The following is a 16249-nucleotide window of genomic DNA, read 5'->3' as shown; positions in this document are numbered from 1 at the left end:
TTATAATGATATCGGATGCATTTACATGGCTGTTTTTGATTACTACCCTTGGCTTTTTCCACTCTTTGCAACTCTCTTTGGTTTACTTGTGGGTAGCTTTCTCAATGTTGTTATTTATCGCTTACCGATAATGATGGAAAAAGAATGGAAAAAAGAGTGCATCGATTGTTTTCCTGACTTACAGCCTCAAAAAAACACATCTGAACAAGAAGAAACATTCAATTTAAGTGTCCCTCGCTCTCGCTGCCCAAAATGTAATACACAAATTAAATTCTACGATAATATTCCTGTAATTAGCTGGTTATTACTAAAAGGAAAATGTCGTCAATGCAGTAATCCAATTAGTTTTAGATATCCTGCAATTGAACTGTTATCTGGTGCTATGTGTTTCGCCGTATCTTATTTCTTGCCCTTCTCTTATTTTGCAATTGCTGCCGTTCTATTTACCCTCGTACTCATTGCTCTCACCTTTATTGATATAGATACAATGTTACTGCCCGATCAAATAACCTTGCCACTATTATGGACAGGAATATATCTCGCTTTAGTTGGTTGGAGCTCAGTCTCTTTAATTGATTCTGTTATGGGGGCAATGGCAGGCTATCTTATCTTATGGTCCATCTACTGGGGCTTTAAACTTATAACAGGTAAAGAAGGCATGGGGTATGGTGACTTCAAATTATTAGCCGCTCTTGGGGCTTGGCTTGGCTGGCAACAATTACCTTTACTTGTTCTACTCTCTTCTGTTGTCGGTGCTATTATTGGTATAGCAATGCTCCGAGCTCAAAAAAATGGCTTTGATAAAGCCATTCCATTTGGTCCATATCTCGCCATTGCCGGTTGGATATGTCTGTTATGGGGACATGAAATCAGCCATTGGTACTTTACTTCAATATTAGGATTTCCAGTATGAGTTATGTTGTAGCTATTACTGGCGGTATTGGAAGTGGAAAAACCACCGTTGCAGATAATTTCCACTATAATCATAATATTGACCTTGTTGATGCTGATATTATTGCTCGAGAAGTTGTTGAGCCAAACACTATTGGATTAACTAAAATCATCGAACATTTTGGCAATTCTATTTTATTAAATAATGGTCACTTAGACAGAACAGAACTTAGGCAGCGTATTTTTTCAAACCCTGAAGAGAAAAAATGGATAAACGATCTACTCCATCCTCTTATTAGAAAAGAAATGCAACGCCAGCTCTCGTTAGCTACTTCTGATTATGTATTACTTATTGTCCCTTTATTAGTTGAAAACCAATTGCAATATTTAGCAAATCGCATTCTTGTTGTTGATGTTTTAGAGCAAACTCAAATTAATCGAACCATGAATCGTGATAAAGTAAATCAAGAGCAGGCTAAGGCAATATTAATGTCACAAGCTTCACGAGCTGAGCGATTAGCTATCGCTGACGACATTATTAAGAATGATCACAATATTCATGACTTGGACAGTGAAATAGCTCTGCTACATAATAAATATCTGCTATTGTCTCAAGAATCGATAAATGAAGAGAATCAATAACGACTATGAATGGATTGGGCATGCAAAAATTTGAACACCCTTTAAATGAAAGGACTCGAATTTATTTACGAATAGAATCTCTCTTTCGTAAGCTTGGGCATTCTGCAGATTTAACTCAACCGTTTGAATACCAAGTTTTCTTTAGTTCCCTTTTTAATATGCTCGATATTCTAGAGCAAGTTCAAGTTAAAGCGGACTTAGGTAAAGATTTAGAAAAGCTTCGTTTACAATACAGAGCTTGGATGGATATCGAAGGTGTTGATCAATCTGCTTTGCTTTCGGTATTAGAGCAAATTAGTCAAGTTCATCATAATTTGATGCAAACCACTCGCCCTGGTCATTCTTTAAAAGAAGACCGCTTTTTATCGGCCTTAAAACAGCGCTTTTTTATCCCTGGTGGAGATTGTTGTTTTGATCTTCCTGCATTACACCATTGGCTACATCTCCCTTTAGAAGTAAGATGCAGGAATACTCATAATTGGATGTCCCAACTACTTTCTCTTTCTGATGCATTGTCGTTATGGTTGCGATTAACAAGAGAGACTGCACGCTTTGAACCACAAATAGCACGTAATGGTTTTATGCAAAGCGAAATGGAAAATGCGAATCTATTACGTTTAGAGATCCCAATAGATAGTGGTGTTTATCCAATGATCTCTGGGCATAAAAGTCGTTTTGCGTTACGCTTTATGTCTTTCGAAACTAATAAGAATTGTGAAAAAGACATTGAGTTTATGCTTGCTGTCTGCTGAGGAAAACATGTCAGAATCAAATAACGAACAATCAATAACTAAACCAACTATAGTTAAATGTCCAACTTGCCAATCTGCTGTTATATGGAATACCGAAAGCCCGTTTCGCCCATTCTGCAGTAAAAAATGTCAAATGATTGATTTCGGTGAGTGGGCTGATGAAGAGAAATCAATTCCAGGTGCACCTGACATGTCAGATTCTGATGGTTGGTCTGAAGAACAATACTAATAAAAATAAAAAAGCGATCGTTATGATCGCTTTTTTATACTTATTCATATTAGATTACTACTAACTAAATTGCTCTACGACTTTATTTAATACAGGTACATTCGCTTCTGGAAACTCATACTTTTTAAGCTGGGAAATTGATACCCACAAGCCTTCTTGGCCTTCTTTCCCATAAGGTTGATTATCAAATTGAGTTACAGTAAAAAAATCAAAATAAAGCGATTTATCAGGGTAATCATGAGATAAAGATTCAAATAAATGAAGTTCAGTTGAGTTAATGCCAACCTCTTCATTAAGCTCTCTTATTAATGCTTGTTCTGCACTTTCTTCAGCTTCGACTTTACCACCAGGAAACTCCCAAAAACCACCTTTATGTGCTTTATCAGGACGTTTAGTAATAAATACTTTATCCAGTTTAGGATTCAAAATAATCGCTGCGACAATATGTAATCGTTTCATCAATAATCTTACCTACAATACGTTTTAGTTATAAAAAAACCGCTAAAAATAGCGGCTTTATATTAATTATAAACAGTCTATATCAACTAGATTTTTCCGTGACACTGCTTGTATTTTTTACCAGAACCGCATGGACATGACTCATTTCGTCCAACTTTACGTTCATCACGTACTACAGGAGTATGACCATCTTCTGATGTTTCACCATCATCCAATTGGTTTTCTGCATTTTGATGTTGTAATTGTTGACGGCGAGCCGCAGCTTCTGCTTGCTGAAGACGCTTCTCTTCCATACGCTCAACATCTTCTTGTTGTTGTACTCGTACTTTACTTAAAATCGAAACTACATCAAACTTCAAGGTATCAAGCAGGCCTTCAAATAACTCAAAAGACTCACGTTTGTATTCTTGTTTTGGGTTCTTCTGAGCATAGCCACGTAAATGAATACCTTGACGAAGGTGATCCATTGCTGCTAAATGTTCTTTCCATAAACCATCAAGCGTTTGTAACATAACAGCTTTTTCAAAGTTACGCAGAACAGATTCGCCAACAGACTCTTCTTTATCTTTGTATACTTGAATTGCCGTTTCGATGATTTTTTCACGTAAATTATCTTCGTGGAGTTTATCATCACTGTCTAACCATTCTTGAACAGGAATATCTAAATCAAAATCAGCACGTAGACGTGTAGTTAGCCCTTCGACATCCCACATCTCTTCTAGAGATTGAGGCGGAATGTATTGGCCAAATAGACCTTCAAGTACATCTTGACGGTTGTGTGCAATCATGTCGCTAATATCATCAACATTCATTAGTTCATCACGTAACTCATAAACCACTTTACGTTGGTCATTGGCTACATCATCATACTCAAGAAGTTGCTTACGAATATCAAAGTTACGGCCTTCAACTTTACGCTGTGCATTTTCAATGGCTTTAGTTACCCATGGGTGCTCAATTGCTTCGCCTTCTTCCATACCTAACTTCTTCATCATGCTAGATACACGGTCTGAAGCAAAGATACGCATCAATGCATCTTCCATTGATAAGTAGAAACGAGAAGAACCAGCATCACCTTGACGACCAGCACGACCGCGTAATTGGTTATCGATACGACGTGATTCATGGCGCTCAGTACCAATAATATGAAGACCACCGGCAGCAAGTACTGCATCGTGAGCTTCTTTCCATTTAGCTTTAGCTTCTTGGATTTGAGCCTCAGTTGGCTCATTTATTTTAGCAAGTTCAGCCTGCCAACTACCGCCAAGTACGATATCCGTACCACGGCCAGCCATGTTAGTAGCAATGGTTACAGCACTCGATGTACCGGCATTTTCAACAATCTCTGCTTCTTTTTCATGAAATTTAGCATTAAGTACATTGTGCTTAATTTTTGCTTTCTTCAATGCATTTGAAAGTAGCTCTGATTTCTCAATCGAAACGGTACCAACCAGTACTGGCTGACCACGTTCAGAACACCCTTTAATATCTTCAATGATAGCTGCAAATTTTTCAGCTTCTGTCATGTAGACTAAATCACCCATATCATTACGAGTCATTGGACGGTTAGTTGGAATAACTACCGTATCAAGACCATAAATAGATTGGAATTCAAAGGCTTCTGTATCAGCAGTACCTGTCATGCCTGACAGTTTGTCGTATAGACGGAAGAAGTTTTGGAAAGTGATTGATGCTAATGTTTGGTTTTCATTCTGAATTTTCACACCTTCTTTTGCTTCAACCGCTTGGTGTAAACCTTCAGACCAACGACGTCCTGGCATTGTACGGCCAGTATGTTCATCAACGATAATAACTTCATCGTCTTTTACAATATAATCTACGTCTTTTTCAAACAATACATGTGCACGTAATGCAGCATTAATATGATGAAGTAAGCTGATATTCGCAGGAGAATATAAAGTATCATCTGCCTCCATTAAGCCTTCATCTTTTAGTAATTGCTCAACAAACTCTTGACCGTTTTCCGTCAGGTGAGTTTGTTTTCCTTTTTCATCTAATGTGTAGTGACCTTCACCACGATACTCTTCACTGTCTTCTTCATCTTGTTTAACAAGCTGCGGGATCAATGTATTAATTCGAGTATAAAGTTCTGAGCTATCTTCTGCTGGACCAGAAATGATAAGAGGGGTACGAGCTTCATCGATTAAGATTGAATCCACTTCATCGATCACGGCAAAATAGCGTTCACGCTGAACACGGTCTTCAGCACGGAAAGCCATGTTGTCACGTAAGTAGTCAAAACCAAATTCATTATTTGTGCCATACAAAATATCGCATAAATATGCTTGTTTTTTCTCTTGAGGTGGCATATTAGGTACGTTGATACCAACGGTCATACCTAAGAATTCAAACAATTCACGATTTGTCTCTGCATCACGTTTTGCAAGGTAATCATTCACGGTTACAACGTGTACACCTTTACCTGTTAATGCATTTAAATAACACGGTAAGGTTGCCGTTAGTGTTTTACCTTCACCTGTACGCATTTCAGCAATTTGACTATCGTTTAGAACCATACCACCAATCATTTGAACATCAAAATGACGCATACCATATAGGCGTTTAGATGCCTCTCGAACTGTTGCAAAGGCTTCTGGCAATAAACTATCTAAATCTTCACCTTGCTCTAAACGTGCACGGAACTCGATTGTTTTCGCTTTTAATTCTTCGTCTTGTAATGATTCGAATTGTGGTTCGAGTTTATTAATTTGATCTACGATTTTACGTAGCTTACGTAATGTACGATCATTACGGCTACCGATAACTTTTGTTAGAATTTTAGAAAACATGATTCCGTTGCTTCTCTTATCTCTATGATCATTTCTGATCGGTTTATCTGAAATGTGAATCAATCACCTAGAGAAATTACTCTAAGAAAAAAACTTCTTTATATACTTACCTTATGGGGATTCGACTTTGATTTTTCAAGGCCAATCATGATTGTTGTGTTGCTAGTCATCATAAGTAATAATTAAGAAAGTATAAGCGATAATGCGAAGCAATCCTAAGCTAAATCCGTAGAGTTTGATTTCAATTCTGAAAAAGTCAGATCTAATTGGCATTTATGACTTTTTTTTGAGAAACCGCAGTTAAATAACGTCCTATTAGTGAGAGTTCACAATGATGCGAGACCACAGGCCTCAGCCTGCAAATGATTTTTTTAATAATACTCGCTTCAAAGATCTTCAAGAAAAAGCGATTATTTTATCTAAACTATCTACAGTACTAAAAGATTCATTACCTACGGGCTGTGAAGATCATTGCCGTGTGGCAAATTACCGCCAAGGATCATTAGTGATCGAAGTATCTAGCAGTGTATGGGCGACACGAATTAACTATGAAAGATTAGCTATTTTATCGGCTTTTCGCCGTCACGGCTTACCTGGTTTATCTAATTTAGAAATTAAGATCAACCCAGATCTAGCCCGATCTTTTATTGGCGAGAAACCAGCTGTCTATAAATCAGAGAAACAAGCCAAACGAGAATTATCTGCCGCAGCAGCAAGTGCATTAGAAATGGTAGCAGAAACCGCATCACCAAAATTAAAAAAACGATTAGAAAGTTTAGCGGCTTTAGCAAATAAGAAATAAGAAATGCGATAGATACAAAAAAGCCAAGTAATTTGCTTGGCTTTTTTAATTTGATGATGGATTAGGCAAGTACCATTCCTGGCTGCATAAATGCAACTGGTGATTCTTGTTCATCTTCAATGGTTGTCCACTCCCATGCTTCTTGATCAGCAAGAACAGCACGAAGTAACTGATTATTCAGAGCATGACCTGATTTGTAAGCACTTAACTCACCTAAGATACTATGACCACACATATATAGGTCACCAACAGCATCTAGTACTTTATGCGTTACAAATTCATTATCAAAACGTAATCCGTCTTCGTTAAGAATACGGTAATCATCTAGTACGATTGCACAATCAAAACTACCACCTAAACATAGGTTTTGTGATTGTAAGTACTCAATATCACGCATAAACCCGAAAGTACGAGCTCGTGAGATATCTTTGATGAACGATTGGCTTGAAAAATCAAACACTAACTTTTGGTCATCTGATTCAATCGCTGGATGATTGAAGTCGATAGTAAAATCTAGGCGGAAACCGTTATAAGGACGAATTTCGGCCCATTTATCACCATCTTCAATGCGAACAGGTTTCTTAATACGAATGAATTTCTTCGCCGTATTAAGCTCTTCAATACCCGCAGATTGTAAAAGATAAACAAAAGGACTTGCACTGCCATCCATAATTGGAATTTCAGGTGCATCAACTTCAATAACAACGTTATCAATGCCCATGCCTGCTAAAGCAGCATTCAAGTGTTCAACCGTTGAGATTCTGACGCCTTCATCATTAACTAACGCTGTACATAGCATCGTATCGCGCACTGACTCTGGATCCGCAGGAAAATCTACCGGTGGATTAAGGTCTGTACGACGATAAATTACACCTGTATTTGATGCTGCTGGACGAAGAGTAAGCGTGACTTTTCGACCTGAGTGTAAACCCACGCCTGTCATTTGTACGATACTTTTCAGTGTACGTTGTCTGATCATATGCTCATCTCAACTATAAATATGCTTGATTTCAAACCAATTCTAAGAACTGGTCTGATATTCTAGCACACAACTTTCAATAAAACCAAATCGCTTGATGATTAATTAGTCAGCTTGGCGTCGTAAAAACGCTGGGATATCTAAGTAATCTTCTTTTTGATCTGGCTTAGCTTGCGCTGCACCTGCATTCTGAACACCTGCCGCTGGCGACGTTGATGGTGTAGTTTGCGGTGCTGCTGGCTTAGTCACCTGCACATTTTGTGCCGGTTTTTCTACCGTTGGTTCAACAACTGGTGCTTTCGCTTGTGGCTGAACTGCAGGTTGAGCAACTGGTGCAGGTTGAGTTGGTGCAGCTGCTTTATTTGTCACTAACGTGATTTCAGGCTTTTTTTCTGTACCGATACCTGTAGCAACAACCGTCACTCTAATTTCATCAGTCATATCAGGATCAAGAGAGGTACCAATAACAACGGTTGCATTATCTGATGCAAATGCTTTTACTGTATTACCTACGGTCTCAAATTCATCAAGACGCATATCAAGACCTGCAGTAATGTTAACAAGAACACCACGAGCTCCAGCTAAATCGATGTCTTCCAGTAAAGGACTTGAAATCGCTTCTTCTGCTGCTTGCTCTGCTCGGTCTTCACCTACTGCGATACCACTCCCCATCATTGCATGTCCCATTTCAGACATAACAGTACGAACATCGGCGAAATCGACATTAATCATACCTGGGCGAGTAATCAACTCAGCAATACCTTGAACAGCATTACGTAGAACATCATTTGCTTTTGCAAATGCTTCTAATAATGTGATACCACGGCCTAGTACTTTTAGTAGCTTTTCGTTTGGAATCGTAATTAATGAGTCAACATGTTTTGATAACTCTTCAATACCTTGCTCAGCAAAAGCAAGACGTTTACGACCTTCAAAGCTAAACGGTTTTGTCACAACAGCAACAGTTAGAATATTCAATTCTTTTGCTACTTCTGCAATGATAGGAGCTGCACCAGTACCAGTACCGCCGCCCATACCCGCTGCGATAAATACCATATCGGCACCAGCAAGAACTTCTTTAAGGGCTTCACGATCTTCTAGAGCTGCATCACGGCCTACTTGCGGGTTTGCACCTGCACCTAAACCTTTTGTGATGTCTCCACCAATCTGAATAACTGTATTTACACTAGTCTTACGAAGTGCCTGAGCATCAGTATTTACACTGATAAATTCAACACCTTCAATTGACTCACGTACCATGTGCTCGATAGCATTACCGCCACCGCCACCTACACCAACAACTTTAATTACTGCGTCGTCGGACATTTCCATCATCGGCTCAAACATCTGTTCTCTCCGTTCCTTCCTGTTCGCTCAGGTTAAAACTCTTTTAGTATCCAATTTTTAAATTTCTTTATTACGGTAGCAAAAGATTGGTGCTTACTTGGCACATAATCTTCATCGTCATGCAATTGACTTTCTTTACCGTAATGCAAAAGTCCTACCGCTGTTGCTTGATAAGGTTCTTTTACGTAATCTGTCAGGCCTGTCACCTCTAAAGGTTGGCCTATTCTTACTTGAGTTTGAAAAACACGCTCTGCGCAATCTGCCAAACCTTCAATTTGTGCACCACCACCGGTTAACACTATACCAGCAGCAAGATGATGCTTTGTTCCTTCAGCGCGTAATTTATCTTGAATTGCAAGAATACGCTGGTTTACAAGACCTAGCAGTTCAGAATACCTTGGTTCGATAACTTCTGCTAGCATTCTTCGTTGTAAACTTCTAGATGGTCGACCACCAACACTAGGAACATTGACTGTTTCATCGCGATTAATATGCTCGCTAATTGCGCAACCATATTTAACTTTAAGTTTTTCAGCATCATTAAATGGTGTGCCGAACGCATAAGCAATATCACTGGTTACTGCATTACCAGCATAAGGAAGAACCTCTGCATGACGTAAAGAACCATCAGTCCAAATTGCAATATCCATTGTACCTGCGCCGATATCAACTACACAAACACCAAGATCTCGCTCATCTTCTGTGATTACCGCATTACTCGATGCTAAACCAGAGAAAATAATATGTTCGACTTTTAAACCACAGCGTTCAACAGCTTTAACAATATTTCGCGCCATGTCATTATGACATGTAATTAAGTGAACGCTTACTTCCATTCTCATACCCGATAACCCTATTGGATTTCGAATACCTTTTTGCACATCAATAGAGAACTCTTGTGGAATAACATGCAATGTACGCTGTTCATCACCAATCTTAACGGATTTAGCTGTGTGAATAACACTATCCATATCATCTTGAGTCACTTCCTCTTCAGAAATAGACCCCATTCCTTTCTCTATTTGACTAGCAATATGCTTGCCCGATAAAGAAATAAATACAGAGGTAATGGTGCATTCAGCCATAAGCTCAGCTTGATCAATCGCTCTTTGAACTGATTTTACTACCGATTCAAGATCGTTAACGCCGCCTTTATCCATTCCACGAGAGGGACATGATCCAGAGCCAATAACGCTCACTTGGCCATCAGGTAAAACTTCGCCAACTAATGCTGAAACTTTGTTTGTACCTATGTCTAAACCAACAATAATACTGCCTTCTGGCGTTTTACTCATGTCAATTCTCTTCTTTATCTTCTAGATTGTCGGATTTCCATCCAACAGCTGCGCCAGTGTCGTAACGAAGATCTATATAATCTATCGAATTCTTTTTCTTTTCTAACTGCTTATATAAAGCAATAAATCGTTCAACTCTTTCTTCTCGAGAATCACGCCCCAACTCAAGTCGAATACCACTGTCTAAGACTACTTGCCAAGATAAGCGGTCAGTTAATGCAACACTATGAACACTTGTATGTAATGGTGCAAATTGCTTTTGTAATTGATGCCAAAAATCCAAGACTTCCTTACTGCTATTTTCTGGACCAAATAATGCAGGTTTTGGCTCCATCAAATCAGTCATTGGTGCATTAAAAACAGCACCTTCTGGATTGACGATTACTCGATCATTCCATGTTGCTTCAGGCTGATTCTCAACTACAAAGACCTTAATCGTTTCTGGCCATTGCTTTCTAACTGATACCTGAGCGATCCAAGGTAGTGATAACAATGCGTCTTGCAGTTTATTTACATCTTGAGTCATAAATGTCCCAATGGAATCCATTGAGTCAATCGCTTCACGAATATCATCCGCAGTAATATGCTTTAGCTGCCCTTGAATAATCATATGAGATAAAGGCAACCTGTCTTCATCTGTCATCCAACTTACTGTTGAAATAACTAGCCATAATGAAATGATTACGACTAAAAAAAGAAAAAGACCACCAGGCAGGTGTTTCCTTACTCTTTCTTTATCAAATGAAGTATTCATTTTGACCGTTTTTATCATATTATTTTCACAACAGTACTAGAAACTAACATCAGCATTAACCAATTATACAAAATAATCGCCTTATGATGACGTTAAAATGAATTCTACTAATAAGTATAGGGTGCAAAAACACTCTATTCCCAATCTCCAATAGCATATTATTAATACAATGAGGATTCTATCCCATTATTCGTATTTTTATTAGAAGTTCTAACTAATTAAACAATAATTACCCAAACTCTTTCATTGTTTCAATATTTAGTTTCATTGACGCCAGTTGTTTTGCTAGTTTACCAACATCTCCAGCGCCTTGAGTCAAAACTAAGTCACCTTCTTGAATAATATTAGCTAATACTGGTGGTAATGCCTCAATATTTGGAACAAAGATAGGATCAATCTTCCCTCTACCACGAATAGTTCTACATAATGCTCGCCCATCTGCACCTACAATCGGTGTTTCACCAGCCGAATAAACATCCAACATTATAAGCACATCAACATTATCTAGCACATTCACAAAATCATCATAAAGATCACGAGTACGGCTATAACGGTGAGGTTGGAAGATCATCACTAAACGCTTTTCAGGCCAACCAGCACGAGCAGCTTTAATTGTTACATCAACTTCTGTTGGATGGTGTCCATAATCGTCCACTAACATCGCATGACCATTACCGGTTTCAAATTCACCTAATTGATCAAAGCGGCGACCCGCTCCTTCAAAATTAAGTAATGCAGAAAGAATAGCACTGTCTTCAACATCTTCTTCTGTAGCAACAGCGATAGCTGCCGTTGCATTCAACGCATTATGCTTGCCAGGGATATTAAGAATAATGTCTAAATCAGCGCGATCTTTTCTTTGAACTGTAAAGAAGCTTTGTTGACCAACTTGACGGTAATTAATTAAACGTACGTCTGCGTCTTCTGAGAAACCATAAGTAATAACTTGACGGCTAACACGAGGAAGTAATTCTCTAACTACCTCATCATCAATACACATAATAGCTTGACCATAAAATGGCAAATTATGAAGAAAATCAATGAAGGTTTGTTTTAATACTTCAAAGTCACCGCCATAGGTATCCATGTGGTCAGCTTCAATATTAGTAACAATACTAACCATCGGTTGAAGGTGCAAAAATGAAGCATCGCTTTCATCAGCTTCTGCAATCAGAAAACGGCTAGAGCCTAAACGTGCATTAGTACCTGCATTTTTAACTAAACCACCATTTACAAATGTTGGGTCTAATCCTGCTTCTGAATAAATTTGAGTCGTTAATGCTGTTGTTGTTGTTTTGCCGTGTGTACCAGCAACAGCAATACCATGTCGGTAGCGCATCAGCTCTGCTAGCATTTCTGCACGACGAATAACAGGAATTCGGTTTTCTTTTGCTGCAACAATTTCAGGATTTGTTGGATCGATTGCGGTTGAAACCACCACCACACTAGCTTTCTCTACATTACTTGCTTGATGACCAAAAAAGATTTTTGCTCCTTTTTGAGCTAATCGAACCGTAACAGTATTCTCAGCTAGATCTGAACCACTGATATGATAACCTTCATTAAGCAAGACCTCAGCAATCCCGCTCATTCCGGCTCCGCCAATACCAACAAAGTGAATGCATTCTACACGGCGCATTTCTGGGATCATGGTTCTAATTTCAGCTAATTGCAGTTTTTGATCTTTTATCATTCTAAATCTCAATTCTTCTATTTTGCGAGGTCTTTAATCGCATTGGCAACACGTACGTCAGCATCAATAATCGCTGCCTTACGAGCATTACATGCCATTTCTAATAATTCTTTTCGCTCTAAACCATTCAGTGTATCAACCAAACCCTGAACTGTTAAATCTTGTTGTTCAATCATTTGCGCTGCGCCACACTGTACAAGGTGATCCGCATTTAATGCTTGTTGACGATCTTTATGCATAAAGGGAATAAATACCGAGCCAACACCAGCTGCTGAAACTTCAGATACCGTTAATGCACCTGAACGACATACTAATACATCAGCCCACGCATAAGCTTCAGCTACGTTATCAATAAACTCAGTTACGTTTGCACTGGTAATTCCATTATCACAATACGCTCTATAAACCGTTTCTTGATTTCCTTTACCAGCTTGATGCCAAATTTCAATAACGTGATTCAATTTTGGTAGCGCTTCTGGCAACGTCGTATTAAGAATCCGAGCCCCCTGACTGCCTCCCATCACTAACACTCGGATTGGTCCAGTTCGTTCAGAAAATCGTTCACTTGGTTGAGCTAATTGACAGACATCTTCTCGGACCGGATTCCCCACAACTTCGGCATTAGGAAACGCACCAGGAAACGCCTGAAACACACGCTTCGCTATTTTAGATAACCATTGATTAGTTAATCCAGCAACAGCATTTTGCTCATGTAGTACAACCGGAATTCCAGATAACCATGCTGCAATACCGCCCGGCCCACTCACATAGCCGCCCATGCCTAATACAACATCTGGCTGCCATGATTGAATGTGTTTTTTTGCTTGGGAAATCGCTCCCAATATTTGAAAAGGTGCCGCCAATAATTTTTTAATACCTTGACCACGTAACCCTTTTACTTTGATGAAATCAATTTCAATACCATGCTTTGGTACTAAATCCGCTTCCATTCTATCTTCTGTACCTAACCAACGAATTTCCCAGCCTTCATTCTGTAGTTGTTTTGCTACTGCTAATCCTGGAAATACGTGACCGCCAGTACCACCAGCCATCACTAATAAACGTTTATTTCTGTTCTTCATTTTCGCTCCGTGGAGGCTCGTTTTCTAAAAAAATACGACACTCATGATCAATACGAATAAGGAGAGATACTGCAACTGACATGATAATTAAACTGGAACCACCATAACTAATTAGTGGTAATGTCAGCCCTTTTGTTGGAACAATACCTGCAGCAGCACCAACGTTAACTAAAGTTTGGAAGGCAAACCAAATACCAATACCAAACGCTAAAAAACCACCAAAACGCTGGTCATGTTGCAAACATTTTCGGCCAATAAACAGAGCTTTTAATACCAAAGAAAATATCAAAATAAGGACTAAAGATACCCCTATGAATCCTAATTCTTCTGCAACAACAGCAAACACAAAGTCGGTATGAGCTTCAGGTAAGTACTCTAATTTTTGAATTGAATTACCAAGACCTTCCCCAAACCAACTTCCTCGACCAAATGCCATAAGAGACTGTGTTAATTGATAACCACTACCAAATGGATCTTGCCATGGGTCTAGGAAGGAGGTCACTCGACGCATACGATAAGGTTCAGCAATAATCAGAACTATAACGAGTGAAATACCACTCATCACCAACGCTATGAACTGCCATAATTTAGCGCCAGCAATAAATAACATACCGATAGTCGTAACAAACATTACGATAGTTGTACCTAAGTCTGGTTGTAATAATAAGAAAAAAGCAAGACCAATAAGCACGACTAAGGGTTTAACAAATCCTTTAAAACTATCTCTTACTTCGCCATGGCGACGAACAAGATAACCAGAGATAAATACAAATAAAGAGAGTTTTGCTACTTCTGCTGGTTGTAAGTTAAAGATCCCTAACGGCAACCAACGTGCAGCACCATTAACGGATTTACCCACTACTAAAACAGCAGCGAGTAATAAAAAAGAAATTAATAATAAGTGGCTACTGTATTTTAACCAATCATCCAATTTAATACGTAATACAATAGAGGAAGCTCCAAGTGCTAAGCAGATAAATAGCATATGACGCATCATAAAATGGAATGGCTGCCCAGTCAGGCGAGTACTGATTGGAAATGATGCAGAACCAACCATAACAAGGCCAGTTAACATTAACCCTAAAGCAATCCAGATTAACTGGCGATCAAACATCACTTTAGGAGATGGTGTTAAACACCAATCCTGAGCTGATAATGTCCATTTTTTAATGCGGTCAAATATCAAAATTAACTCTCAGTTGAATACTGTCTTGCTAGTTGAGTGAATGCATCACCTCTAGCCATAAAATTTGCATACTGGTCAAAACTAGCACACGCAGGAGATAACATAACCATATCTCCTTCAGTTAAGGTAGGAAATAGAATATCTATAGCTTCATCCATCGTTTGGCATTGCAGAGAACGAGGGTCTAAAGAAAGAAACTGCTCACCATCCTCACCAAAACAATACATCATTAAGTTCAAAGCATGTAATGCAGGAGATAACTCAGAAAAATCTGCGCCTTTACCTACACCACCAACTAACAAATGCAATTTACCATCAATCTTTAGACCAGATAACGCAGCAAGCGTACTTGCAACATTTGTAGCTTTTGAATCATTGACCCAACGAATACCTTTATTATCAGCTACCACTTGGCATCGATGTGTCAACCCATTGTAAGTTCTTAATATTTCTAATGTTGAAGCAATTTTAATTCCTACTGCATCTAGTAATGCAATCGCAACTAAACTATTCGCAATATTATGTTTACCAACAAGTCCTAATTCACTCGCAGCAATGATAGGTGTTGAGTTAATCGCTAAATAATTAACCCCATTTTGAATAACACAACCATAGTTACCTTCATCAAAACCAAAACTTTTTACTGGTTTTTCTTTGGTATCAGGGTGCGTTTCTTTGTCATCACGGTTAACAATACATACGTCTGCATTATCAAAAATACGCAACTTTGCTTGACGATAATCAGCCATACCTTGATATCTATCCATATGGTCTTCGGATAAATTCAAGAATGCAGCTGCTTTTAAGTTTAACGATGAAGTTGTTTCTAATTGAAAACTGGATAGCTCAAGTACATAAAGCTCTGCGTCTTGTTCTAATAGGTCAAGCGCAGCAAAACCTATGTTGCCACCAACAACTGTTTTAACGCCAGCGGCATTCGCCATTTCACCAGTTAAGTCAGTGACTGTACTTTTACCATTAGATCCTGTAATTGCAATCACAGGAGCAGTTACTGCCCAAGCAAAAAGTTCGATATCACCAACAATTGGCGTCCCCTTTTTAATCGCTGACTGCAATTGAGGAGAAGCAAGAGCAATACCAGGATTGGTAACAATGAGATCCGCTTCTAAGAGCCACTCTTGTTGCCAACCACCTGAATATAACTCAACATTCTCAGGCAGTTGTTCTTGGCCTGGTGGCGTTTCACGAGTATCAATAACCTTAACTATTAACGCTTCTGGTTGTCTAAGTAAATGCTTAACAACAGATAATCCGGTCATTCCTAACCCAACGACAACAACGCTTTTTACACCACCAAAGCCAGTCAT

General features: G+C 38.8%; 15 protein-coding genes. 5 read left to right on the top strand and 10 right to left on the bottom strand.

What is annotated here, in order from left to right:
• The first annotated feature begins 25 nt into the window (after window positions 1-25).
• The 4 genes from AC2IP4_RS01865 to yacG are packed head-to-tail and all read left to right on the top strand — an operon-like array spanning window position 26 to window position 2514.
• Entirely contained in the window at window positions 26-913 is an 888-nt protein-coding gene (locus AC2IP4_RS01865; RefSeq protein ID WP_486306750.1) for a prepilin peptidase, read from the top strand.
• Entirely contained in the window at window positions 910-1533 is a 624-nt protein-coding gene (gene coaE / locus AC2IP4_RS01860; RefSeq protein WP_375321217.1) for a dephospho-CoA kinase, read from the top strand. The genes AC2IP4_RS01865 and coaE overlap by 4 nt, the downstream gene beginning before the upstream one ends.
• 5 nt (window positions 1534-1538) lie before the next feature.
• Entirely contained in the window at window positions 1539-2285 is a 747-nt protein-coding gene (gene zapD / locus AC2IP4_RS01855) for a cell division protein ZapD (protein WP_105055492.1), read from the top strand.
• Window positions 2286-2292: 7 nt separating this feature from the next.
• A complete protein-coding gene (gene yacG / locus AC2IP4_RS01850) occupies window positions 2293-2514 on the top strand; it encodes a DNA gyrase inhibitor YacG (RefSeq protein ID WP_375321218.1) in 222 nt (73 codons plus the stop codon).
• A gap of 60 nt (window positions 2515-2574) precedes the next feature.
• Here yacG and mutT read toward each other — a convergent pair whose 3' ends face one another.
• Window positions 2575-2973, bottom strand: coding sequence for an 8-oxo-dGTP diphosphatase MutT (mutT, locus tag AC2IP4_RS01845; RefSeq protein ID WP_375321219.1), 399 nt, complete (start codon window positions 2971-2973; stop codon window positions 2575-2577).
• An 86-nt stretch (window positions 2974-3059) separates the two neighbouring features.
• Window positions 3060-5783, bottom strand: a complete 2724-nt coding sequence (gene secA, locus AC2IP4_RS01840) for a preprotein translocase subunit SecA (protein ID WP_375321220.1) — start codon at window positions 5781-5783, stop codon at window positions 3060-3062.
• A gap of 331 nt (window positions 5784-6114) precedes the next feature.
• Here secA and AC2IP4_RS01835 point away from each other — a divergent pair, with 331 nt between their 5' ends.
• Entirely contained in the window at window positions 6115-6585 is a 471-nt protein-coding gene (locus AC2IP4_RS01835) for a DUF721 domain-containing protein (protein WP_258132541.1), read from the top strand.
• Window positions 6586-6646: 61 nt separating this feature from the next.
• Here AC2IP4_RS01835 and lpxC read toward each other — a convergent pair whose 3' ends face one another.
• The 8 genes from lpxC to murD all read right to left on the bottom strand — a co-directional run bounded on the left by lpxC (window position 6647) and on the right by murD (window position 16249).
• A complete protein-coding gene (gene lpxC / locus AC2IP4_RS01830; protein ID WP_105055496.1) occupies window positions 6647-7564 on the bottom strand; it encodes a UDP-3-O-acyl-N-acetylglucosamine deacetylase in 918 nt (305 codons plus the stop codon).
• Window positions 7565-7669: 105 nt separating this feature from the next.
• Window positions 7670-8911, bottom strand: a complete 1242-nt coding sequence (gene ftsZ / locus AC2IP4_RS01825; RefSeq protein WP_105055497.1) for a cell division protein FtsZ — start codon at window positions 8909-8911, stop codon at window positions 7670-7672.
• A 32-nt stretch (window positions 8912-8943) separates the two neighbouring features.
• On the bottom strand, window positions 8944-10206 hold the full coding sequence (gene ftsA, locus AC2IP4_RS01820) for a cell division protein FtsA (RefSeq protein ID WP_060994098.1): 1263 nt from the start codon (window positions 10204-10206) through the stop codon (window positions 8944-8946).
• Window position 10207: 1 nt separating this feature from the next.
• Window positions 10208-10960, bottom strand: coding sequence for a cell division protein FtsQ/DivIB (locus tag AC2IP4_RS01815; RefSeq protein WP_375321221.1), 753 nt, complete (start codon window positions 10958-10960; stop codon window positions 10208-10210).
• Window positions 10961-11189: 229 nt separating this feature from the next.
• Window positions 11190-12653 carry a UDP-N-acetylmuramate--L-alanine ligase gene (gene murC / locus AC2IP4_RS01810; RefSeq protein WP_486310505.1) on the bottom strand — a complete coding sequence of 488 codons (1464 nt, stop codon included), beginning with the start codon at window positions 12651-12653 and terminating at the stop codon, window positions 11190-11192.
• Between the two features lie 17 nt (window positions 12654-12670).
• Window positions 12671-13735 carry an undecaprenyldiphospho-muramoylpentapeptide beta-N-acetylglucosaminyltransferase gene (gene murG, locus AC2IP4_RS01805; RefSeq protein WP_375321223.1) on the bottom strand — a complete coding sequence of 355 codons (1065 nt, stop codon included), beginning with the start codon at window positions 13733-13735 and terminating at the stop codon, window positions 12671-12673.
• The gene (ftsW, locus tag AC2IP4_RS01800; protein WP_375321224.1) at window positions 13719-14921 is read right to left on the bottom strand and encodes a cell division protein FtsW; all 1203 of its coding nucleotides are present in this window, start codon (window positions 14919-14921) and stop codon (window positions 13719-13721) included. Before ftsW ends, murG begins: the two co-directional genes overlap by 17 nt.
• A 2-nt stretch (window positions 14922-14923) precedes the next feature.
• Complete coding sequence (gene murD, locus AC2IP4_RS01795; RefSeq protein ID WP_375321225.1) at window positions 14924-16249, bottom strand: UDP-N-acetylmuramoyl-L-alanine--D-glutamate ligase; 1326 nt, start codon at window positions 16247-16249, stop codon at window positions 14924-14926.

Source organism: Aliivibrio thorii (assembly GCF_057368585.1).
The sequence above is the reverse complement of the archived record's forward strand: the minus strand, read 5'-3'. Positions and strand labels throughout refer to the sequence as shown.